Source organism: Bacteroidales bacterium, from assembly GCA_031275285.1.
Classification (GTDB): Bacteria; Bacteroidota; Bacteroidia; order Bacteroidales; family UBA4181; genus JAIRLS01.
Window position 1 is genome coordinate 40,397 of sequence record JAISOY010000203.1, and the last position, 22,521, is coordinate 62,917.

The window sequence follows — 22,521 nt, forward strand, 5'->3', positions numbered from 1 at the left end:
TAAAAAGCACAGGGTACTTGATTTATAAACACCAATATATAATTAAAATGAAATTTTTTATTCTTGTACTTTCCATGTTGTTTTTCCTGCATTATCCGGGACAAGCATCAGCTGAAGAATTGATCCCGAATGAACCGGGTATGATGATGTTCGGTGATACTTCCCGTGTAGGGAAACCTTTTTCAAAAGATCCGCATGTTGTGAAATTCAATGACAAGTACCTGATGTATTATTCTATTCCTCCTTATAAGGATCATCCGGAGTCGGGCTGGAATATCGGGATTGCAGAAAGTAAAGACCTGATCAACTGGACCAAGGTAGGTGAGATCACCCCTTTTCCCGGTGCGGAATACGAAAAACGGGGACTATGCGCTCCCGGGGCATTGGTCAGGGATAATAAGGTCCATTTGTTTTATCAGACCTATGGCAACGGCCGCAATGATGCGATCTGCCATGCATATTCGAATGACGGGATAAATTTTGTGCGGAATCCGACCAATCCGATTTTCAGCCCTACGGGGGACTGGAATTGTGGAAGGGCCATTGATGCAGAGGTCTGTAAGTATAAAGGAAAATATTACCTTTATTTTGCTACCCGTGATCCGGACTATAAAGTACAGATGCTGGGCGTTACAGTAGCCCCCGGGAATACGGATTTTAAAAGGGAAGACTGGGTACAGGCGGCAGATTATTCCATCCTTTATCCGGAACTGGACTGGGAAAAGAAATGTATCGAGGGTGCATCGATCGTACAGAAGGGGAAAAAACTATATATGTTTTATGCCGGTGCTTACAATAATGAGCCGCAACAGGTGGGAGTAGCGGTAAGTAAGGACGGAATTAAATGGGAACGTTTATTTAGTACACCATTTTTACCTAATGGTAAGCCGGGTGAATGGAATTCCAGCGAATCCGGTCATCCGCATATATTCGCCGATCCCGGAACAGGCAGGACATTTTTGTTTTACCAGGGAAACAACGACCGGGGAAAAACATGGCTTATTTCAAATGTGGAAGTTGTTTTTAAGAAAGGAATACCAGTGATAAAGAACGAATAATAGAATTTTGTTCGTTCTTTATTGCAAAGACATATATAGAAATAATTATTCGGAAAACATTGGCTTTAAGGCGTACTTTGAAATTCTTTGGTGTTTGGGTAATCCACGCATTAAAAAAGCCAGGTAATATTTAAAATGATTGTATGATTCGTCATTTCCAGAGGACGCCTGGGACTTTGACAGGGTATTGGACATTAATTCTATCAGGATGATAATTTCATCGATCTGTTCGAATAAAATCCTTGTTTGTAGTAAATTAAGCCGTTCTCTGGTTTTCAGGAACTCTTTAGTTACTTCTTCAAAATCAACAAAAAATTTGTTAAAAACTTCCAGGAAATCGGCGAGTATTTTTTCGAGGTTATTTTTTTGAGATACGGTCAGTAGACCTTCAATGCTTTTATATTCCTGTTTTACATAGGGGAATATTTCTTTTTGGGTGTATTTGTTTACCCTGAGAATATATTCCAGCGACTCGTCGAAAGGGAGGGATCCCGGATAATCGTTTGTCTTATACTCATCAAAAGAATACATATTGCAGATAAATAACAATAAATCAACACTGACATTGTGTTGGGCACATACTTCTTTTGCTTTGGCCCGGGGACAAAATCCTAATTTAATATCCAGTAAGACAAGTGTCATATTTAGTTGATAGTTCTGCTTCAGCATCTCAGATAGTAATGTATCGGGATGATAAAATTCTTGTTTGTACATTTTGGATTTTGGTAAGTCGTTAAAGCAAACTCTTATGTGTAAGAAAGGATAGGCTTAAGCGTATGTTTAGTTATGTTGGTGTGCTTTGGGAAATCCTTTTTCAGAAAGGTTAGATAATATTTCAGATGGTTATATTGTTCCACATCTTTAGAGGCTACTTTATGATTCGATATTGTTTCGATGATTATATCTATCAAAACAAGATTACGTTCCATTTGTTCAATTAATAGCTGCGACTCATCTTTTGTTAATATTTTTCCTGTATTTAAGTAATTATCTGCTGCTAATACAAAATTTGCATAATACTCTTCCATGTTTTCAAAAAAATCATCCAGCAATCCTTTTAATTTTTGTTTAAAAGAGAGGGGTAATAGATGTTCAATGCTTTTGTATTCGACATTTACATATGGGTATATTTCTTTTTTGGAGTATTCGTGGGACCTTAAAAGGTAGGTTAAAGCATCTTTAATAGGAATGGTGGATGGAAAATCTTCATGAGGATAATTATCAAACGAATATATGTTACAGATAAAAAGGAACAAATCCGTATTGACATTGTACCGGTCACAAACATCTTTTATGGTTGATTCCGGGTGATACCCCATTTTTATGTCAAATAATGTTTGCAGCATAATTAACCGGTAATTATACTTTAACACATCTGACATTGGCATTTCAGGATGAAAAAAAGTCTGCATCTCCACTTATGAGGATATATCAAATAAATACAAGACAAAAATAGTATAAAATTGGATAATAAAAAGGATATCTTACCAAGCTTTTCATGCTAACTGAGACTGTTATTATTTTCTAATGACAGTTTAACCTTGTCACATTAAAGTGTATAGCCTATAAAGATTTCTTTTTCACAAACTGAAAAAGGTCTTTTATAAAGTGCTTAAAAACTGTTAAATAAAGTTAAAAGCGACAAAAGGCCATGTTCTGGCGAAGCAAAATATCCAAAATGATGGCAATATGCAATTAAATATTTTACTTTTGCAAAAACAAAAAAATAAAACAATGTTGAATAGAGTATATATCATTTTAGTGTTATCAGCAGTGGTACTTGTGAATTCGTGTAAAACAGAAAAAAAAGCAGTGTTCACGGGAGCTGAAGGAGAAGTGCAGTTAATTACACTTGATCCCGGACATTTTCATGCAGCTTTGGTGCAGAAGAATATGTATAAACAGGTAAATCCTGCAGTGTATGTGTACGCCCCGGATGGCGATGACCTGAACGAACACCTGAAAAAGATAGACGCATATAACCAGCGGGCGGACCAACCTACTTCATGGAAAGAAGAAGTATATCGCGGGCCTGATTTCTTTGAGAAAATGATTGCACAGAAAAAAGGAAATGTAATGGTTACCGCAGGTAATAACCGCAAGAAAACCGAATACATAAAGAAAACCATAGATGCGGGTATCAATGTACTGGCAGATAAACCTATGGCTATTAATGTACAGAATTTTGAGTTGTTAAAACAGGCTTTTGCTTCTGCACAGCAAAATGGAGTGTTGTTATATGATATTATGACCGAACGTTTTGAGATAACTACCATGTTGCAGAAAGAGTTTTCCCTTTTACCTGAAGTATTCGGAACTTTGGAAAACGGATCGGTAGAGGATCCTTCAGTGACCAAGGAAAGTGTCCATCACTTTTTTAAGTATGTATCCGGTTCGGCCCTTAAGCGTCCCGCATGGTTTTTTGATGTGGAACAGCAGGGAGAAGGAATTGTGGATGTTACCACACACCTTGTCGATCTGGTACAATGGGAGTGTTTTCCGGATGTAGTCCTGGACTATACGAAAGATATTGAGATCGTTTCGGCAAAACGTTGGACGACCAATATGGGCAAAGACCAGTTCCAACAAGTGACAGGATTAGCCGATTATCCTGATTATCTTAAGAAAGATGTTCGCAATGATTCATTATTGGTATATGCCAATGGGGAAATTAATTACAAATTAAAAGGTAAACATGCCAAGGTGGTGGTTATATGGAATTATATGCCTCCTGAAGGTACCGGAGATACTCATTATTCTACCATGAGGGGCACCAATGCAAACCTGATTATCCGTCAGGGTGCTGAACAAGCTTATAGGCCAACCTTGTATATAGAGCCGGTTGTGAAAGACATCGCTGCTTTTGAAACCGCATTGAATAGTAATTTGAAGAAAATCCAAACAAAATATCCCGGTATTGAAGTGAAAAAACTGGATGCCGGTTGGGAAGTCCTGGTACCTGAGAAATATCATAATGGTCATGAAGCCCATTTCGGACAGGTGACTGAACGTTACCTGCAATACCTGGTGGATGGGAAACTGCCGGAATGGGAAGTACCCAATATGATCGCCAAATATTACACCACCACAAAGGCGTTGGAAATGGCAAAGGGTAAATGACCCGTCTGTCATTAACATAAAAAAGACGGAACAATAAAATTCCGTCTTTTTTATTGTCAGCTGAAAGAAGATGATTATTCCATAATAATAAAATTATAAAAATGCCGGAAAGGATAGTTATTCAGAATTTTGAAGAATTTGAAAAGTATGTCGGAAAGGTTTTAGGCGTTTCTGCTTACCACACTGTTACACAAGAACAGATTGATCTGTTCGCAGATGCAACGTTGGATCATCAGTGGATACATGTAGATGTGGAGAAAGCTAAAAAAGAAAGCCCATATGGGACAACTATTGCGCATGGTTATCTGAACTTATCCATCATTCCTTATTTATGGGGGCAAATCATTGAGGTGAGGAATATCAAATTATTGGTAAATTACGGAATTGATAAGCTTAAATTTAAACAGCCGGTTTTGGTAAACGATGGGGTACGGCTTAAAGCATCTTTACGATCATTGACTAATCTGAGAGGAGTATCAAAAGCGGAAGTCAATGTTACCCTGGAGATCAAAGACAATGATAAACCTGCGTTGGATGCGACACTGGTCTTCTTGTACCATTTCGAATAAATAAGCCTATTTTTACCGGGGACGGATTTTGCCGGGGACTATGTGCTGATCGTTTGTTATCCTATTTTTTCTCCGGTAAATCGTTCCAGATCCGACCAAAAGTGTTCCAATATCTCTTTTGCGTGTTTTTCTGATACACTTCCCCACGCATTCCAATCCCTGTCATACCGGTATTTTCTGTCCCAGGTAACGAATTTTCCTGTCAGGTGAAGCGTTTCACATGCAATGTTTTGGGTAAATCTTTTCAGATCTGTATCAAATTGATCCCAGGAAAGGAGATAATCATCCTTGCATAAAAAATAACCGTCAAGAAAGGCGCGCAGTTCAGATAGATCATAGTTTCCAAAATACATGGAATACCTTCTGCGCATTCCACCCATCAACTCTTTAACACTGAACTTAGGCGTTTTTCTGGGGATATACAGAATCGGATGGTCTAAAGGAAATTTATCTTCGTATTCTTTTAGAAAATCAAGATAGTTCCGGAAAAAATCCCGTTCATCTTCACAGGAGAATGAGATCACACTTTCGAAATTCCTTGTTCCGATTTTTTCTGCATGGTATTTCTTTCGGGCATATTCGTCGATAGAGGGCATGTCTTTGTACTTTTCACCTAAATGTTCTTCGTTTTCAGGCCTTAAGAAGATGTTTTCATAGCCGAACAAAAAAGAATTCATTAGTGATACTTTCCGTTGTATAATAAATTTTTCCGGCGAATCTTCTATGCGTTGTATGATCGCCCAATTAATAAAATTTCTCATTCTTTATATTTTGCATGTTTTTTCTTCAATAGACTATAAAATGAATACTACAATTCTGATGTAAAATTATATTTTCCGGATCCCGATTCAAATACGGCATATCCCTGTTCATTACGAAGGAACTCTAATCCCTGTGCTTCTTTGGCAGGTTTATCGCCTTCCATAACGCCCGATACGTTGCGTGTCGGTACCCAGATTTCAGCAGTAGTATTTGCCGGAATGGTCACATCGAACATGAATTTGCTGTTTTCTATTTTCCATGATGAGGAGATGGTACCCTGTATGGACTCAAAGCTTCCTTTTGCCCATGTAAGGTCTCCGGCAGGTTGCGGCTTGACAATGATATGTTTGAACCCTGGTAGGGCAGGATTGATCCCCAGCAACGACTGGTAGAACCATTCACCTACGCTTCCGAACATCGGATGATTCTGAGAATAAATGTTGTCCGAATATTTCCATGTTTCCCAGATGGTCGTGGCACCCGATTGCAACATGTGTCCCCATCCCGGGAAATCTTTTTTATCCACCATCTGGTAAGCAATGTCATTACGTTGGTATTTTGTCAGTGCATCCAATATCAGGGGGACACCGAAAATACCTGCAGCTATATGCCCGTTACGGTGTTCGATTTCCTGTAACAATACATCGAAGGCCTTATCTTTACTGCCACCGGGTAACAGTTCATAATATAATGCAAAAGCCTGTGCCGCCTGCGTATGGTTACCGGCCTTACCAGTGTTCGGATCCATAAATTTTGTAATAAATGCTGCTTTAATATCTGCAGCTAACTGGGTATACGTTTTTGCATCAGCAATATGGTTGGTCAATGTCGCAAATTCGGACAGGAGTATCACATGGTGGTAATAGTGTGCAGTAGCGAATAATTCGGGGATGCGTTCTTCAAGGCTTTCATGATCATTGATGCACCGGTCTATGATATGGTCTTTGGCATTGGAGCGCAGAAATTCCACCTGTTTGCGTAAAGCCGGATAGTAGGTCTCAATGGTACGTATATCCCCATAATATTCATACAACTGCTTTTGCAGGAAAGCAAAAGCCAATTGCCATCCGATGGGGCCGGATCCGTCACCTAGACCGCGGTCGGCAATACCATTATAAGGAGCGGTTTCGGTCATTCCGCCAAGAGGGCGCTGGTCATTGGCAAAATCCCGGATCACTTTGCGGTAAAAGTTCTCCATGTCATAGTACCAGCTAAAGGTACGTGCTACTCCCACAATATCCCCGCCATATCCGAATTTTTCACGCGCAGGACAATCGGATTGTACACTGAACACATTGCTCAAAAATGTGTGATCGATAGCAGTATTCAGTTGGTTGAACATAGGATTGGAACACTCGAAGCTTCCAGTACGTGGCAGGTCGGCATTCATGCGAAGGCCTTCTATATTATCAAGAGTAGGGCGGCCGGGCCATCCGGTGATTTCCACATACCGGAAGCCATGAAAAGTAAAAGAAGGGGCCCATATCTCCTCTCCACTTCCCTTTAGGATATAACTATCTTCTTGCCAGGCTGTCTGAGGTTGTCCGGGAGCCTCCCGGTCTGCATCCCATATTCTTTTTTGTTGTCCGGCTACGGAGGTCATTACGTTGAGACTGCCATCCGAATATACATCTTCGCCGTAACGAATGGAGATTTTCGTTCCACGGGGACCGTTTACTTTGATACGAGCTACACCAGCAAAGTTTTGTCCCATATCGAAAACAAAGACGCCGGGTCGGCTTTCGGTCATTCTCACAGGCCGGAAGATCCTGGTGATACGGATTGGAGGTTGCAACTGAACGGTTAATTCTCCGGAAGGAGCATCAATGTCTGAAGCCTGTTTCCAATGATTGTCGTCGAATGCCGGAGTATCCCAATCCGGTGTTTCCAGCCGGGCGTCGTAATGTTCTCCCAGGTAAACATTATTACGCATGATGGCGCTGGGAGCAGTTTTCCAGCTTTGATCGGTAATGATCGTTTCTACGGAACCGTCGGTATAATGTATCCTCACCTGTGCTTTCACGCAGGGACGACCGATATAAAGATATTCCCGCAAAGGCCGGAATATTCTCATCGGCAATGGATTGTAAAACCCGTTGCCGAGGATGATGCTTATGGCATTGTTGCCTGGATGTACCTGGTTCGTGATATCGTAGACACTATAAAGGATCTGTTTTCCGAAATTGGTCCAGCCCGGATCAAGTACCTGGTCACCAACGCGTGCGCTGTTCATTCTGGCTTCATAATAGCCGATGCCTGCGATATAAAGGCGTGCTGAAGCTACCTGTTTTTTTACATGGAATGTTTTTCGAAACATAGGAGCCGGATCGTCTTTATAGAAATCTATCTCATTGGCAGGTGGTTTACTACCGTCGCTGATCCATTGAGCCTTCCAATCATCCTTTTGCAGCATGGCTGTTTCCCACCAGGCTGTAGTACTCCATTCGGAAGGTCTGCCTTCGCGGTCATATATACGTACTTTCCAGTAATAACGGGTAAACGGTTGTAGTTTTCTGCCGGTATAAACGATGTTGTTATTTTGTCCTGATATCTTTTTTCCGCTTTTCCATGTCAACTTTTTCCCTTGTTCCAGATCGGATTCGGATGTAGCAACCATTATTTCATAGGCGGTTTGTATCTGTGACCGTTCATCAAACTGTATTTTCCATGCTAATACGGGATCAGTAATGTCAATCCCAAGCGGGTTCTCAATGTATTCACAACTAAGACCCGTTGGCTGAATACCGGAAAACACCGGTAAACAAAGTCCGGATAAAAGGAGGAAAAAGAAATAATGAAGATGTTTTAACATGGTAGGTTTGATATATAATTACCTGATTTTTTCTCTGTCTGTCCTGATCTGATGAATAAAATAGACCCTGTTGTATGAAATTCATACTTTATTTGCGTACAAAGTTACAAAAACCGTTAAGAATGTAATAAACTTAAAGTAATATGAATTTAATTGATTGATTAATAGTGTGTTGTTGCTTTTTAAAATGTTGTTTTTCTGTAATGAAATATTTGATTATGAAAAATCATATATTTGTAACATTGGTATGAACAGGGTAATTCCCATATCAAGTAAATAATAGTTGCACTATAATTTGTAACAATATGAAACCCTTATGAGCGGAACTCGCAATGAAAAAGAACCGAAGCTCAATGACCGTAAGGGAGTTAATATGAAAAATGAGGGTTTAACTTCGTTGAACCTTTGGGTTCGTATGATCTTAAAATAAATGATATACATATGAAAAAACTTTTGCTTATTTCCGTATTATTCATGCCGTTGGTTTCTTCGGCACAAACGCCCGAACAGAATAAGGTGGTTGAGGAGTTTGTTCAAAGATATAACAGGGGAAATGATGATATTGCCAGGCTTTACTATAATGTTGATATGGAGGATTATAACAGCTTCAATAAAAAGGCTGGCGAGGAAATCAGAGAACTCAGAAGTAGGCTGGGGAAAATCAGTGATCACAGGCTGATAAAGAAAAAAGGGAGCACCTTTTTTTATGATGTAACACTGGGAAACGCAGGAACATCGGAAATGAAGATTGCTTTCAAGAAAAACCTGATTGAAAATTTTTCATTCAAAACATCGGAGGAATTCCAAATCCGTTCTCAAACGGACGATTTAATTAAAAAATCGTTTGATGAGCTTCGTCGAGCTTATATGGCGCTCGATCCGGATAGAGCATTTGAAGAAATACAAAAAATCGAAGAGCTTTATAACTCAGGCAAATCATCAAAAAATGATGATTTTAAATACCGGATTAAATTTATCCGGGCCGAACTATATGCAATTGATAATAATGAAGAAGAGTCCCTTCGATTGCTCAGCGAATTGAACAAAGAAAAGCCGGAATATGTCCGGGAATCTGTCTACAACTGCTCTTTTGCGTCACTGCATCAAAATCCGGAATACGTGAAACTTACTTATGATCCGCTGATGATATATTTCGCCCTGATAAAACCAGTAGAAGATACATTGAAGAGATTAATCAGTAATAAAAAACCAGATGGAATGCTGAGGTGTCTTGATATTAAAGATTCATTATATGCCACGCTTGTTCCTGACCTTCAAAACAAAGCGCTTTATAAGCGGGTTGATGATCTGTTGTTTAGGGCTGCTGCATACTCGATGAAAGGAAATTTTGAAGAAGCAATACAAATCCTGAAAGAAATAAAGGAACAAGGCTGGGCTTATGCTGTCAATTATACCGTAACCAACGATCTTTTTAAGGATTTGAAGCAACATAAAGGATATGAAGAACTCGTGGGTGAATCAAATTGCAATTGCAGGGAAATCTTTGACTGGGCAGTGACTGAGTTCGAAAAATCAGATGCCGGATTCGATTATGCTGTGGAATTGAAAGGTAAAGAAGCTTATGAAAAACATACAACCGGAAAATGGGCTGAGAGTAATTCGATCACATCATCGCATGATTGTGTCCGATTGGTAACAGATTGGTTAGGTTTTTTCCGTAAAACGCATGTTGGTTTTTTTATGAATATACCGGCATTTGCTGACACTGTTGATGTATATGATAAGTTTTCTGTCCGGAGACTGTCATCTAAAACCATGTATATCAAACTTAAATCATTCAATGGACATAAAGCCCATCAGGTCATTGCCCGTATGATCGATGCCAACGATTATCTGATCAGTAATACCCCTAACCTGATCATTGACCTGCGCGGTAATGGAGGTGGTAGCGATAATGCTTGGAATCCATTATGTAAATACATTGAATCCAAACCAGTATATTATACGGGTGGAAATATGTTCAGAATCAGTGAGGAAAATGCAAAACTGATGGAGCGTTACGGAGAAAAAGAAAGAGCTGATTTTATCAGGAGCAATTCCGGGAAAAGATTTGCGGGTAACAGCCATTTAATCGTTAACAAGCCAAATAAAACTCAAAAATATCCTGAAAATATCCTGATACTTACCAACAGCGGAACCGCAAGCGCTGCTGAAAGTTTTCTATTATACGCCAAGCAAAGTAATAAAGTTAAAGTTATGGGACAAATAAGTCATGGAGCCGAAGAAGTGGGAAACTGTGCACTGATAGAGTCGCCAGACAAGCAATTTTTACTATTCTACGGCACTACAATAAGGCATTCGGCAAAACTTACCCAATATCTAGATTATGGAATACAACCTGATATATTCCTGACTTCAGATATTGATTGGATCAATGCAGCAAAGGAGTATTTGGAATATCGATAGATCCGGTTGAGTTTTATATCTTTTAAGATGTATTTTTCGGGTTGTATATAGAACTTACCCTGTCGCGGATGAAGATAGTTATTCCGTAATGCCTCCACCCAATGCTTTATAAAGCGATACCGTAGCCAACAGCTTATCCAGGATGGCATCGTTGAGTGCTATTTCGGCATCGAACAACTGGCGTTGTGCATCCAAAACATCGATATAACTGATCACGCCATTCACATACTGTAATCGTGCCAGTGCATGGTACAACTGAGCCGACTGGTACAGTGCCTCAGTTGATTCGTACATCTCTTTTGTTTTGTTAAAAAATTCAAGTGCATTATTTACTTCCCTGAAAACGTCAAGGATCTTTTTTTCATAAGCATAGGTCTCCTGTTCATAAATAGCGAGAGCAGCTTTATGGGCAGCCTTATTCTTTCCCATACTAAACAGGGGACTTGTGAGTGAGCCGGCAATATACCATGCCGGGCTTTTTAGGAAATCTTTGATCTCCGAGTTCTCAAAGCCCAGGTTCCCAGTAAGTTTTATCCTGGGGAACATATTGGTATAGGCAACTCCTGCATTAGCATGCGCCTCCTTCAGTTTTTGTTCGGCCTGGCGCACATCGGGCCTTTGTTGCAATAGCTCCGACGGAAGGTCTATCGGGAGATCGGGAGTATCGGCATACAGGCTGATATCTTCCCCCCTGTGAATATGTGTAGGGAATTCACCCAAAAGCATGGAAAGATCGTTTTCTTTCTGCCGGATCTCATACTGAAGTTTAGGAACAAGCGTTTCGGTACGTGCATGTTCCACCAGACTCTGCCGGTAAGGTATTTCCGAAGTCATTCCTCCTTCATACCTTAATTTGGCAAATGTAACAGCTTCATGACGCGAATCGAGTGTTTGCTGTACGATCCTCAACTCACGGTCAAGGGCTTTCAGCTCGAAATACATCTGTGCTACCTGCGAAACAACGGTTAGCTGCAAAGCCTTCTGTGATTCTACCGACTGCAGGTAAGCCGCAATACCCGCATCATTCTGGTAACGTAGATTACCCCATATATCGAGCTCCCACCCGAAGGTAAGATAAGCATTGATCTCCGGACTGTATGTCTTATTGTCTCCACCATAATTCAGGTATTCCTTATCGGCAATCGCCTGTACACCTATCTGGGGAAACAGTTCCGAAAATTTGATCCTCCGGCTGGCAATCATCTCCCTGATACGTGCATAAGCCGAGAGCATATCCTTGTTATTTTCCAGGGCTTTCGATATAAGCCCCTGTAAAATAGTATCGGGATATAAAGTGCTCCACCCGATATCATTTATATTACCCTGCTCCATACCCTGGCTGTCGAATTTCCCGGGTATGTTCATCTCCGGTGTTTTGTAAATACGACCGGCTTTACAGGAAAAAAGCAACAGTGCCAAGACCGGGACAAGTATCATATAAAATAGGTTTTTCATACTGTTACTTCGGTTTGCGTTTCAATATTTTTTTATACTTGTCGGGTATCCTGAATTTGAAATCGGGTATCTTAAACCTTTCCTTGAAGTTATATACCAGTACAAAGAAAAAAGGTACCAGGATAATACCTATGGTTATAGCCAGAATCATACCGAAAAACACACCGCTACCAATGGAATGGCGACTTGCCGATCCCGGCCCTGAAGCAATAACCATCGGTAACATACCTAATACGAACGCCAAAGAAGTCATCAGGATCGGCCTGAATCGCAATTTTGCAGCCTGAAGAGCTGCCTGCATGGGGGTATCGCCATTTTCGACCTGCATCTTGGCAAATTCTATGATCAGGATGGCATTTTTGGTAGCAAGGCCGATAAGGGTAACCAACCCTATCTGGAAATAAATATCGTTATTAAGTCCCAGAACCCAAATCCCGAGATATGCACCTAAAGCCGACACAGGAATAGAAAGCAGGGCCGATATGGGTACTACCCAGCTTTCGTACAGTGCTGCAAGGAACAGGAATACAAAAATAAATACAAGGGTCATTACCTTCCCTGTTTGTCCCGATGCTTTTTGTTCCTGGAAGGAAAGCCCGCTCCATGAGAATCCTATATTTTTTGGAAGATGTTTCTTTGAAATCCGTTCAATAGCCTTCATCGCTTGCCCCGAGCTATACCCTGCTGCAGGGGTTACCTGTATAGGGGCCGATGTAAACATATTGAACCGGGTAATGCTTCCGGGACCTGTGGTATATTCTGTTTTCCCCAGTACAGTAAGCGGTACCATGGTGCCATTGGAAGTCTTTACAAAAAAGAGGCTGATATCATCCTGAGTCGAACGAAAAGATTGGTCGGCCTGGATATAGACCTTATATATACGGTTGAACATGTTGAAATCATTCACATATACCGAACCCAGATAAGCTTTCATGGTTGAGAAGATATCCGATATAGGTACTCCCAGTAACTTAGCGAGGTCTTTGTCCACATCAAAATATATCAACGGTATCTCGGGTTGCAGCGCACTTGACACATTGGCAACTTCTTTAGCCCTTGATGCATAGTAGATAAAAGAATCCACACCCGTTGCTAAGTCGTCCCATTGAGCATCCGATTTTGCCTGCAGTTTCAATTCTACGCCGCCTGCACCTCCAAGCCCCGGAACTACTGGAGGACGGCTGGTATACGCCTTTATTTCGGGATAGTTATATAACTCATCTAATATTATATGCATCACTTCTTCCACATCCTGGCCTCTTTTCTTCCATGGTTTCAGTATCACAGTGAGGGTAGACCGTCCCTGGTTTGAGCCTACCCTTGGACTGGAGCCGGTTACATTCTGCACATACTCCACAGCATCCAATTGGTTGATAAAAGTAACTGCCCTGTCGGTTACCGTCCGCATACGTTCGAGTGTGGTTCCCTCAGGCATTTCGAGTTCCACGGTAAAGAATCCCTGGTCTTCCTGTGGTATAAATCCTGTGGGTATATATTTGTTCAGAACGAATATCAATACCAATACCATTCCGAAACCCGCCAGGATTCTTTTCGGGTATCCGCATATTTTACCCAGGATACCGGTATATTTTTTATTGCCTTTATCTAACCAGATATTGATTTTCCTGAAAATAATATTCCGGGTTCTTTTGTGAGGTCTCAGGATAATAGCGCACATGGCAGGACTCAAAGTCAGGGCCACTACTGTGGAAATCAATACCGATACCACAATAGTAATGGAAAATTGCCTGAACAGTGAACCGGTTATTCCGTCAAGAAAACTTACCGGTATAAATACGGCAGCCAGTACCATGGAGGTAGCAATAAGCGCACCGGTAAGCTCTTTCATTGCGATATGCGTTGCCGCACGTGCACCTATTTTGCGCGAATTCATGATACGTTCCACATTTTCGACAACCACAATGGCATCGTCCACCACAATACCTATAGCCAGTACCAACCCCAACAATGTGAGCATATTCAGGGAGAATCCCATAATCAACATAAACCCGAAAGTGCCGATCAGCGAAATAGGGACGGCTATGATAGGAATAAAGGCAGCACGCCAGCTTTGCAATGACAGGAATACCACCAGGATTACCAGGAAAAGAGCCTCAAACAAAGTTTTATACACTTCACTGATAGATTCGGAGATATATTCTGTAATGTCGAAAGGTATCAGATAATCCAGGCCCTCAGGAAAACTTTGAGCTATTTCATTGATTGCCCTTTTTACTTCATCGGCCACTTCTATAGCATTGGCGCCGGGCAACAGGTAAACACTCAGTATAGCAGCATTCTTGCCGTTTAAACCACTTTCCGTATTATACGACGAAGCTTCAAGTGATACCCTGGCCACGTCCCGCATCCTAATAAAAGATCCGTCGTTATTGGCTTTCACAACAATGTCTTCAAAATCACTGACCGTAGAAAGACGCCCCCTGGCCGTAATAGTAACTGCTACATCCACATCCGAAACCGGAGGTTTACCGATCTCACCTGCTGCCGATTCCCGGTTCTGGTCTTTTAATGCGTCCTGCAGATCTTTTACCGTTATCCCGAAACTTGCCATCTTATCGGGGTATACCCATATCTGCATGCCATAATACCGGCTTCCTACATTCGACACCCGGCCTACTCCGGGTATACGGCCAATAATATCCAGCACATTGATGGTAGCATAGTTGCTCAGGTATATTTCGTCGAACTTCGGATCATCGGACACAAGGGCAATGGTCAGTAACTGGCTGGTCGCCTGCTTCTCTATGGATACACCATTTTGTATCACTTCGGCAGGCAAACGGGATTCTGCCAGTTTCACCCTGTTCTGGACTTCCACTGCTGCAAAATCCACATTGGTATTTACATCAAAAGTGACGCTTATGGATAACCCGCCGGAGTTGGAACTGCTCGATTCCATATATATCATTCCCGGCGTACCGTTCAGTACCTGTTCAATGGGAGTCGATACCGCCTGGGATACCGTAGTGGCATTAGCACCAGGGTAAGACGCGCTGATCTTTACCACCGGTGGCGTAATATGCGGGTATTGTTCCACCGGCAGGGAAAACAACCCTATAATACCTAACAGTACGATCAGTACTGAGATAACGGTTGAAAAAACAGGACGGTCAATGAAAAATCCCGGTTTCATCTATTCGTACTCCTCTTTAATTCCCTGGTTTTCGTAATATGGTTCTACAACCGGGTCGCGGGCTATTACCTTTTGTCCCGGTGTCAGTTTATGATGTCCTTCCACCACTATTTTTTCGTAAGGACTAACTCCACGTGTAACTACTATCTTATTATCATGTTCAGGTCCAGTTTCCACAAATCTTTTTTCGGCAATACTATCCCGGCGCACCACGAATAAAAAGGCCCCGCCTTTTTCTATCGAGATTGCTTTCTGGGGGACTATCATCACATTTTCCATCACATCGAGCAGAAGGGTTACCCTGGTAAACTGTCCCGGGAGAAGTTCCTGGTTAGGGTTAGGCAGTTCGGCCCTTACACCGAAAGTACCGGTCTGCGGATCTACCTGTGGCGAGGCAAAATCCACAATTCCCTCTTTGCCGTAAATGGTATTATCGGCAAGAGTAACCGTAATGGTCGGTTGCCAGGACCGGGTGGAATCCAGTTCACCCAGGTGAACGTTACGCCGCTGGCTTCTTAAATAATCGAGAGCCGTAAGTTTAAAATCCACGAGCACAGTATCCCGTCTCACCACTGTCGCCAGTAGGGAAGAATTGGACTTACCCACAAGTGTACCAATATCCACATGCCTTTCGCTGATATAACCTGACAGCGGTGAACGTACCACTGTATAGCTCAGTTCCAGTTCGGCCTGGGACAGATCTGCCTTACTCATGGATACGCTGGCCTTAGCCATATCCAAAGCCGCTATGGCATTATCCAGATCGAGGCGGCTGGCTGCATTCTGTTCGTACAATGGTTCGATACGATGTAGATCCCTCTCTGCCTTTGCAGCCTGGGCCTCATCTTTTTTCAATTGTGCACGCGCCTTTTCAACTTTTGCCTTGTATACCTCGGCATTGATATAAAACAAGGGCTCGCCGCTCTCTACCCTTTTACCTTCACTAAAGGTCATCCGTTCAAGATAACCTTCCACACGCGCATGTATCTCTACGCTACGGTATGCCCGGATCAATCCCGAATATTTCCCATAAATTTCAATATTATCTATGGATACATTTTCAACGGCTACAACCGGAGGCTTTTCCTCACTCCTTTTACATGCACCGGAAGATATGATATATATCAATATTAAATAAGAAGCTATTTTCCTGAATTTCATCTAAATGCGATCTCTTAGCCTGTATTAAAATATGATTTAAAGATAATAACAAATCTATAACAATATTGTTTTTATTATCTATAAATTCTTTTAAAAAAATACATCTATCCTGTTTGTATTGATAATGCAATACGCATGTAATCATTGATTTATATTGATTTTTTATTTGATCAGTGTCAGTCTTACCTAACCGGAATGAATCACGAGATCAATCAGGATTTTATTCATGCTTTCAGCAGGGATCATTTAACAAGAGAGTTGGCGCAGGTAAAAAGAGTGGGGAAAGAGATATAATCACTTTATACATCCATTTTTGTACAGATGGAGTGATATTTGAACAAATATAAATGAATATTTGTATTATATTAGTAAACAACTTTTTTTGATAAGATGATGCGTTATACCAAGTATCTGGTTATTTTCATAGCTGTTATAGTTGTAGCTTGTGAAAAAGATGATGAAGAAATGGAACGGTGGGAAAGTCTCAGGGGTGATCATAAATTTTATAATACTATATGGTTTATGTCGGATGGCCGGGACTCTATTACCATATCATTTCCCGGATATCCTTTTGCCCTGGCGTATAGCTGGTATCAGAATAAATATGGTTACTGGAGTTTAGAAGAATACTATACTTATAATGCCTGTCTTCAGTATAAGGGTATTACCTATGACGACAAATATCGTTTGATTGCATGGAACGTAGGTGAAGAAGATGATCGGGAGATCATTGTTGAGGAAGGTGCGGATGGGTATACCGTTTATAATATGTCGGACAAGCTGGCAAAGGTGGAATTGAACAGGATCTGGAACTATACCGACAAGTTGGTTTCTCTTGAAGGAGAGTGGGCGATGAATATGACGAAAGATTCCATTATACTGGTCTTTGAGTCACGGCTCAAAGAATATATTTACCAGAGGGGAACCAATAATATCCTGTTGTACACCGATTACGGCGAATATGATATCATACAGAGGACTTTCTATGAAGGAAACCGGACTATTGCCGAACTGTTGGGCCTGTTTATTGAAGAAGAGGAAAAGTTAAAGAGAATAGATCTCGATTTGCAGGGAAATCAGCTATATGTAGGACCGGGAATGTTATATATTAATCCCGGATATTACACCAAAGTAAAGTAAATCAGGGTACAAAGATAATTCCTGTATTATAGATTCAGGATTGTATACCAGAATAAAATAATGCACCGATCATTATATGATTGGGAAAAATTTCCTGTTACTTTGCAAAACAATTTTTAAAGGGAAATAATTATGCAGGGCAGAATGAAAAGGCATCAGCTGACGGAAGCTGAAACGGAAATTTTATTGACGGAGGCATCTGTAGGGCGTATAGCTACCAACTATGAAAATGGGTACCCTTATGTCGTGCCCGTACATTTCGTATATCTGGAGAAAAAGATTTATGTACATGGCCTGATTAAAGGACAGAAGATATCCAATATTTTGTCGGATCCGAAAGTGGGTTTTGAAGTGGACGAAATGGGTGATTTAACATTTGGTGATAACCCGTGTGATACCAATACCATATTCAAAAGTGTCATTATTCTGGGTGATGCGGTATTGGTAAACGATGTCGACGTAAAAATAAAAGCACTCAGGGCGATCGTGCAGAAATATACCCCGCAATTGAGTGATCAGGAATTTCCCGAAAAAATGATAAAAGCAACCGGTATTATTGAAATCAGTATTAAGGAAGTCACCGGGAAATATTATAAATAGTGACTGGTGATCAAACATGGTTATCAGTGACAAATGACTGGTGACTAATGGAGTGTCTTTTTTTATTCATTTATCTTTCAATCAAGCGGTTTTTGTTGGGATAAAATTCATCAATATCCTGTTAAACGCTTTCGCATTATCCATGTTGGCGCAATGTCCCGCTTTTTCAATGATATGAAATTTGCTGTCAGGATCATCTTTGTGCCATTGTTTTGCCATTTTGAGTGCTAATTCGTTGTCTTTTTCACCAGATAGAATAAGCAAAGGCCAATCCCGCTCCACATTTCGATTTGCTATCAAGGCATCCAGTCCCGACATAACGGTAAACGATCTTCGTGTGAAGTGTTTTGCACTTTCATAAAAGCAGGTTTGTTCCGTCTCATTTATTACGGATACTTTCGCCGTATACTTACGAAAGGCATCCATCGAGAAGATCATCTTGAAGAACCATTTGAACATCTCCCGTCCTTGGGATTTAGCCACCTCCGGCTGCTCCCTGTTAATGTTATATCCGCCAAGTGCTGTGAGTGACAAAACCTTATCGGGATACTTCAACGCAAAATCCTGTGCGAGCAGAGATCCCAGGGAGACACCGACAATATGCGTCTGTTCCCGGTTTTCCACTTTTAATATTTCCGCAATGTGCCCGGCGGTCGCTGAAATTTTGTCTTTGGATTTCCCCACGCCCGTTAATCCGTGTCCCAACATATCAATGGTTATTGCCCGATATTTGGATGAAAAACAATCAATCTGCCTGTCAAAACACCGATGGTCCCCGAATGCGGGATGCAAAAAAACAATACTCTCTCCCTGCACGTTTCCGTTTATAAAATAATGTATCGTATTTCCGTTATGTTTAATGGTTTTGTGGCCTATCTTGCTCTCGGTTTGGTTGGTAACTTTCATGTTTTTGATTTTCAATAATGGAGTTGACCTTTATGAATCTTAACAAGACGACAATTGCTTATAAGATAAACAAAAAAATCGCATTTTAATTCTTGTTTAGCCTCATTCTCGTCGCCGAATTTACGAATAGTCTTGAAATAATCGTCATACTCGTTGCCGATGTTCCATACCATCTCGACGGTAACAAAGTTTTCCCGCTCCCGGATTTGATTATAGAGTTGGATGATTACTCCTTTATCTTATCAAATACATGATTGACCTATTTGGCTTTCTCATTCTTTCTTTTTGTCCGGTTGCCCTTTGCATCCCAAAGGGATAGGGAAACCAGAATATCAAACAAAAGGTAGTAAATGATTGATTTCAGCTCCCTCCAGGAAGCAGGAATATTGAGGTATAAACCCTATTTATAAACATCTGATTTTTAGTAAGCTGCAATAGATAGTAAGCCGGTCGCATAAATCGTAAAAGTCGCAAAATAAACGTACTGATAGTCAAAGTTTTATAAAACAAGTCGGGGTGAAAAGACTCGAACTTTCGACCCCTTGCACCCCATGCAAGTGCGCTAGCCAACTGCGCCACACCCCGATTGTTTAAAACGCTGCAAAGATAAGGACGAATTATCAATCTCCAAATATTTTTGTGAATATTATCTTGTCAAAAAGAGATCGTCTTTCGAACTCCCTTTGGTGAAATCCGATTATCTTTGTTGAATTAAATAATAATACTTTTCCGGCACATGTTATATACAGATGAAATAGGTATTCACTCACTGGTACTGCATAAAGTGGGTAATAAATCACAGGAAGAAGGAATACGGCTTTCCAATGCTCCTATGCAGGTGGATGAAGCAGTACAAAGCCTGTTATTGCAGTATTTTCTGTCTCCTTTTAAATCAGAAGAATATTATAACCTGACACATGAATCGGATATTAATCTGAATGAGGTATATAATTATGTATCCCAGATTTTTGATCATCCTGAAACATTTTATGAACAATCTGTGAGTATTGCCCGTCATTTGTATGAAGAATCGACGCATCCGAAAATTAAAAGCGGCGAGTTATATGTGGTGCATCTACTCAATTGCGTTGTAGACGGAGAAGAAGTTGATGCTGTCGGTTTATTCAAATCCGAATCAAAAGAGACTTTCCTGAAGGTATATCCTACATCTGATAGCTTTGAGATCGAATATGAAGATGGGATCAACATCAATAAACTGGATAAAGGCTGCCTGATATTTAACAGCGAACGGGAAAACGGTTATCTGGTTTCTGTGGTAGATAACCTACGGCAAACTGGAGAAGCCATGTATTGGCGTGATAGTTTTCTGAATATCGCCCGGCGGAATGATAACTTTCATCAGACCGAACAATGCCTTGATATGTGCAAGCAATTTGTGGTGGAACGGCTTCCGGAGAGCTTTAATGTGGATAAAATAGATCAGGCGGATATCTTGAACAAATCAGTTCAGTTTTTCAGGGAAAATGATGAATTTTCTTTTGATGACTTTGCCAGTCAGGTGATCCAGCAACCGGAAGTGATAGAGTCTTTCAAACAGTATAAAGAAGAATATGAGGAAGACCGGGATGTGAAAATTGAAGAAGAATTTGCCATATCCGACCCGGCTGTCAAAAAGCAGGCGAAAGTTTTCAAAAGCGTCATTAAACTGGACAAGAATTTTCATATTTATGTTCACGGTAACCGGCAGTTAATAGAAAAAGGCTATGATGATGATCGGGATATGAGGTACTACAAGATATTCTTCAGGGAGGAACAATGATCTGATACTGGTGATTTACTCGTGAATTTGCGAATAAATACATCAGTCACTTTATTTTACCGGTTGTTTGACTTTCATGAATAAGAAAGATTTTTTAATCATCATTGATCAATTAAAAAAAACGTATTGTTTCTGTTTCTCCTGAAAACGAAGCAACGTTTGTTGTCGGGATTTTTAAGGAACAATATAATGAAGATGTAAACCCGAAACATGTTGTTCTTTCAGGATATACCTACAAATACAGTGTTTTTGTCGGATTGCTTGTCTTTTTTTTCTTCCGTTTTTTTGAGTCCTTTTTTCTTCAAAAGTATTATCGTGACAATACCTGTTGTTATCCTGTTCCTTTGTAGCCTGCCTTTTTGGGGCGGAAAGGAATATATCTGTTATGATGACCTGAAGATAGCAGATGTCAGGGAAAAGGGAACATTCAATATTACATATATCCGCCGCGATATTACTTTCCGGGAACTTGTCCGGATAAAAATCCGTACCAGGAATTATAATGGAACCAGTGTTCGCAACTATGACTTTTATTTCCGTTATGGGAAAAAGTTAAGATTTCAGTTGTCCATTGACCGACACTATCATTTTATGGTGTACTTTGAAGAACATCTGGAAAAGATCGCCTCTGGTCATGACTTTGAATTTGACAGGAAAAGAACACTCGTTTTCTCATAAAGCTTTAATGTGATGTAGGCCAGAAGTATATTATTATAGCTCTGATAAAGCTTGCCCGGTAAATTTTGGCTTAATAGCAGGAAATATATACCCCAGACCTATTCCTACCGATTGGGGATACATTTTGTTATTGTTATTTTGTGATGTCAACGCATTGAGTACTCCTATCTTATATTCTAGTTGAAGAGAAAGTCCGAATTTAAAACGATATCCGATCATATATCCAAGTCCGAAATCCATTCTTTTCAGGTATTCTTCATCGTACAGGTCTATGTCGTTTGTCCGGTCTGAAGCAATAAATCCTGCCCCCAGGTATATTCCCGCACCCATATGGATAGAACTGTTATCAGATCCCCATCGGTATAAAGCATAAATCGGTATTTCCGCACCACAGATCATCAATTCCCGGGAAGTCCCGTCCATATCGTTTTTGATCATGTTTGACCTGTAATAAACATTAAATTCCGGCTGGACAATGAAATGATTTGAAATTTCCACTGGAATCATGCCTCCCAAAGATACTCCGAATCTCATGTCGCTTGAATGTCCGTTTTTGTGCTTCATGATATAATCGAAGCCAATAGCGGAAGATTTAAATCCGACGCTGATATTGTACTGGGCCTTTATCCCGGGATGTATCCATCCGGAAATAAATAATGTCAATACTAATAAAAGCTTTTTCATAAAAATAAGGTACTCATATATGGATTCTTAATAACTCAGGAAAAAAGCTGTCCAAAATTCGTGAACATGTTGTCGTTACAGGAGGGAATTAATACAGAACTGGTAGAAGCATTTTTATCATCTGCATATAGGATGAATTTACTGTGTTAGTCGCTTCACTTTGTTTGCATTGACGAATTTCACGGATTTTGAAGACAGCTTTTTTGTGCTTTTGA

At 40.6% G+C, this 22,521-nt stretch carries 17 protein-coding genes and 1 tRNA gene; 8 read left to right on the top strand and 10 right to left on the bottom strand.

All coding sequences use genetic code 11. From position 1 onward, the window contains the following. The first annotated feature begins 47 nt into the window (after positions 1 to 47). Positions 48 to 1,058 carry a family 43 glycosylhydrolase gene (locus tag LBQ60_19730; GenBank protein MDR2040159.1) on the top strand — a complete coding sequence of 337 codons (1,011 nt, stop codon included), beginning with the start codon at positions 48 to 50 and terminating at the stop codon, positions 1,056 to 1,058. Between the two features lie 45 nt (positions 1,059 to 1,103). Here LBQ60_19730 and LBQ60_19735 read toward each other — a convergent pair whose 3' ends face one another. Further along, complete coding sequence (locus tag LBQ60_19735) at positions 1,104 to 1,772, bottom strand: hypothetical protein (protein MDR2040160.1); 669 nt, start codon at positions 1,770 to 1,772, stop codon at positions 1,104 to 1,106. Between the two features lie 32 nt (positions 1,773 to 1,804). Next, entirely contained in the window at positions 1,805 to 2,404 is a 600-nt protein-coding gene (locus LBQ60_19740; GenBank protein ID MDR2040161.1) for a hypothetical protein, read from the bottom strand. A 388-nt stretch (positions 2,405 to 2,792) separates the two neighbouring features. On the opposite strand from LBQ60_19740, the gene LBQ60_19745 reads away from it, so the two are divergent. Both LBQ60_19745 and LBQ60_19750 read left to right on the top strand, forming a co-directional pair. Further along, positions 2,793 to 4,178: a Gfo/Idh/MocA family oxidoreductase gene (locus tag LBQ60_19745; protein ID MDR2040162.1), complete on the top strand. Its 1,386-nt coding sequence runs from the start codon at positions 2,793 to 2,795 to the stop codon at positions 4,176 to 4,178. A 101-nt stretch (positions 4,179 to 4,279) separates the two neighbouring features. Further along, positions 4,280 to 4,747 carry a MaoC family dehydratase gene (locus LBQ60_19750; GenBank protein MDR2040163.1) on the top strand — a complete coding sequence of 156 codons (468 nt, stop codon included), beginning with the start codon at positions 4,280 to 4,282 and terminating at the stop codon, positions 4,745 to 4,747. Positions 4,748 to 4,803: 56 nt separating this feature from the next. Here LBQ60_19750 and LBQ60_19755 read toward each other — a convergent pair whose 3' ends face one another. After that, on the bottom strand, positions 4,804 to 5,508 hold the full coding sequence (locus tag LBQ60_19755) for a hypothetical protein (GenBank protein ID MDR2040164.1): 705 nt from the start codon (positions 5,506 to 5,508) through the stop codon (positions 4,804 to 4,806). Between the two features lie 47 nt (positions 5,509 to 5,555). Beyond that, positions 5,556 to 8,321, bottom strand: a complete 2,766-nt coding sequence (locus LBQ60_19760; protein MDR2040165.1) for a glycoside hydrolase family 78 protein — start codon at positions 8,319 to 8,321, stop codon at positions 5,556 to 5,558. A gap of 441 nt (positions 8,322 to 8,762) precedes the next feature. On the opposite strand from LBQ60_19760, the gene LBQ60_19765 reads away from it, so the two are divergent. Then, entirely contained in the window at positions 8,763 to 10,748 is a 1,986-nt protein-coding gene (locus LBQ60_19765) for a S41 family peptidase (GenBank protein MDR2040166.1), read from the top strand. 78 nt (positions 10,749 to 10,826) lie between these two features. On the opposite strand, the gene LBQ60_19770 is transcribed toward LBQ60_19765, so the two are convergent. Genes LBQ60_19770 through LBQ60_19780 form a run of 3 tightly spaced genes read right to left on the bottom strand, consistent with a single transcriptional unit; the run spans position 10,827 to position 16,518 of the window. Next, positions 10,827 to 12,203, bottom strand: coding sequence for an efflux transporter outer membrane subunit (locus tag LBQ60_19770; protein MDR2040167.1), 1,377 nt, complete (start codon positions 12,201 to 12,203; stop codon positions 10,827 to 10,829). Positions 12,204 to 12,207: 4 nt separating this feature from the next. Next, complete coding sequence (locus tag LBQ60_19775; GenBank protein ID MDR2040168.1) at positions 12,208 to 15,357, bottom strand: efflux RND transporter permease subunit; 3,150 nt, start codon at positions 15,355 to 15,357, stop codon at positions 12,208 to 12,210. After that, positions 15,358 to 16,518, bottom strand: a complete 1,161-nt coding sequence (locus LBQ60_19780; GenBank protein MDR2040169.1) for an efflux RND transporter periplasmic adaptor subunit — start codon at positions 16,516 to 16,518, stop codon at positions 15,358 to 15,360. A 390-nt stretch (positions 16,519 to 16,908) separates the two neighbouring features. On the opposite strand from LBQ60_19780, the gene LBQ60_19785 reads away from it, so the two are divergent. After that, the gene (locus LBQ60_19785) at positions 16,909 to 17,658 is read left to right on the top strand and encodes a hypothetical protein (protein ID MDR2040170.1); all 750 of its coding nucleotides are present in this window, start codon (positions 16,909 to 16,911) and stop codon (positions 17,656 to 17,658) included. A 144-nt stretch (positions 17,659 to 17,802) separates the two neighbouring features. Further along, a complete protein-coding gene (locus tag LBQ60_19790) occupies positions 17,803 to 18,258 on the top strand; it encodes a pyridoxamine 5'-phosphate oxidase family protein (protein ID MDR2040171.1) in 456 nt (151 codons plus the stop codon). An 81-nt stretch (positions 18,259 to 18,339) separates the two neighbouring features. Here LBQ60_19790 and LBQ60_19795 read toward each other — a convergent pair whose 3' ends face one another. Then, positions 18,340 to 19,164: an alpha/beta hydrolase gene (locus LBQ60_19795; GenBank protein MDR2040172.1), complete on the bottom strand. Its 825-nt coding sequence runs from the start codon at positions 19,162 to 19,164 to the stop codon at positions 18,340 to 18,342. Between the two features lie 511 nt (positions 19,165 to 19,675). Next, a tRNA-Pro gene (locus LBQ60_19800) sits at positions 19,676 to 19,749 on the bottom strand. A 151-nt stretch (positions 19,750 to 19,900) separates the two neighbouring features. On the opposite strand from LBQ60_19800, the gene LBQ60_19805 reads away from it, so the two are divergent. Beyond that, positions 19,901 to 20,944, top strand: a complete 1,044-nt coding sequence (locus LBQ60_19805) for a nucleoid-associated protein (GenBank protein ID MDR2040173.1) — start codon at positions 19,901 to 19,903, stop codon at positions 20,942 to 20,944. Between the two features lie 315 nt (positions 20,945 to 21,259). Beyond that, positions 21,260 to 21,622, top strand: coding sequence for a hypothetical protein (locus LBQ60_19810; GenBank protein ID MDR2040174.1), 363 nt, complete (start codon positions 21,260 to 21,262; stop codon positions 21,620 to 21,622). 33 nt (positions 21,623 to 21,655) lie between these two features. Here the strand turns inward: LBQ60_19810 and LBQ60_19815 are convergent, their stop codons facing one another. Continuing rightward, positions 21,656 to 22,306, bottom strand: coding sequence for a PorT family protein (locus LBQ60_19815; GenBank protein ID MDR2040175.1), 651 nt, complete (start codon positions 22,304 to 22,306; stop codon positions 21,656 to 21,658). Positions 22,307 to 22,521: the final 215 nt, after the last annotated feature.

Bases quoted from the DNA above. Each gene is read 5' to 3' on its own strand.
- LBQ60_19750 (MDR2040163.1), top strand. From the start codon at position 4,280: ATGCCGGAAAGGATAGTTATTCAGAATTTTGAAGAATTTGAAAAGTAT.
- LBQ60_19795 (MDR2040172.1), bottom strand. From the start codon at position 19,164: ATGAAAGTTACCAACCAAACCGAGAGCAAGATAGGCCACAAAACCATT.
- LBQ60_19815 (MDR2040175.1), bottom strand. From the start codon at position 22,306: ATGAAAAAGCTTTTATTAGTATTGACATTATTTATTTCCGGATGGATA.
- LBQ60_19730 (MDR2040159.1), top strand. From the start codon at position 48: ATGAAATTTTTTATTCTTGTACTTTCCATGTTGTTTTTCCTGCATTAT.
- LBQ60_19755 (MDR2040164.1), bottom strand. From the start codon at position 5,508: ATGAGAAATTTTATTAATTGGGCGATCATACAACGCATAGAAGATTCG.
- LBQ60_19775 (MDR2040168.1), bottom strand. From the start codon at position 15,357: ATGAAACCGGGATTTTTCATTGACCGTCCTGTTTTTTCAACCGTTATC.
- LBQ60_19780 (MDR2040169.1), bottom strand. From the start codon at position 16,518: ATGAAATTCAGGAAAATAGCTTCTTATTTAATATTGATATATATCATA.
- LBQ60_19765 (MDR2040166.1), top strand. From the start codon at position 8,763: ATGAAAAAACTTTTGCTTATTTCCGTATTATTCATGCCGTTGGTTTCT.
- LBQ60_19770 (MDR2040167.1), bottom strand. From the start codon at position 12,203: ATGAAAAACCTATTTTATATGATACTTGTCCCGGTCTTGGCACTGTTG.
- LBQ60_19745 (MDR2040162.1), top strand. From the start codon at position 2,793: ATGTTGAATAGAGTATATATCATTTTAGTGTTATCAGCAGTGGTACTT.
- LBQ60_19790 (MDR2040171.1), top strand. From the start codon at position 17,803: ATGAAAAGGCATCAGCTGACGGAAGCTGAAACGGAAATTTTATTGACG.
- LBQ60_19760 (MDR2040165.1), bottom strand. From the start codon at position 8,321: ATGTTAAAACATCTTCATTATTTCTTTTTCCTCCTTTTATCCGGACTT.
- LBQ60_19735 (MDR2040160.1), bottom strand. From the start codon at position 1,772: ATGTACAAACAAGAATTTTATCATCCCGATACATTACTATCTGAGATG.
- LBQ60_19805 (MDR2040173.1), top strand. From the start codon at position 19,901: ATGTTATATACAGATGAAATAGGTATTCACTCACTGGTACTGCATAAA.
- LBQ60_19785 (MDR2040170.1), top strand. From the start codon at position 16,909: ATGATGCGTTATACCAAGTATCTGGTTATTTTCATAGCTGTTATAGTT.
- LBQ60_19740 (MDR2040161.1), bottom strand. From the start codon at position 2,404: ATGCTGCAAACATTATTTGACATAAAAATGGGGTATCACCCGGAATCA.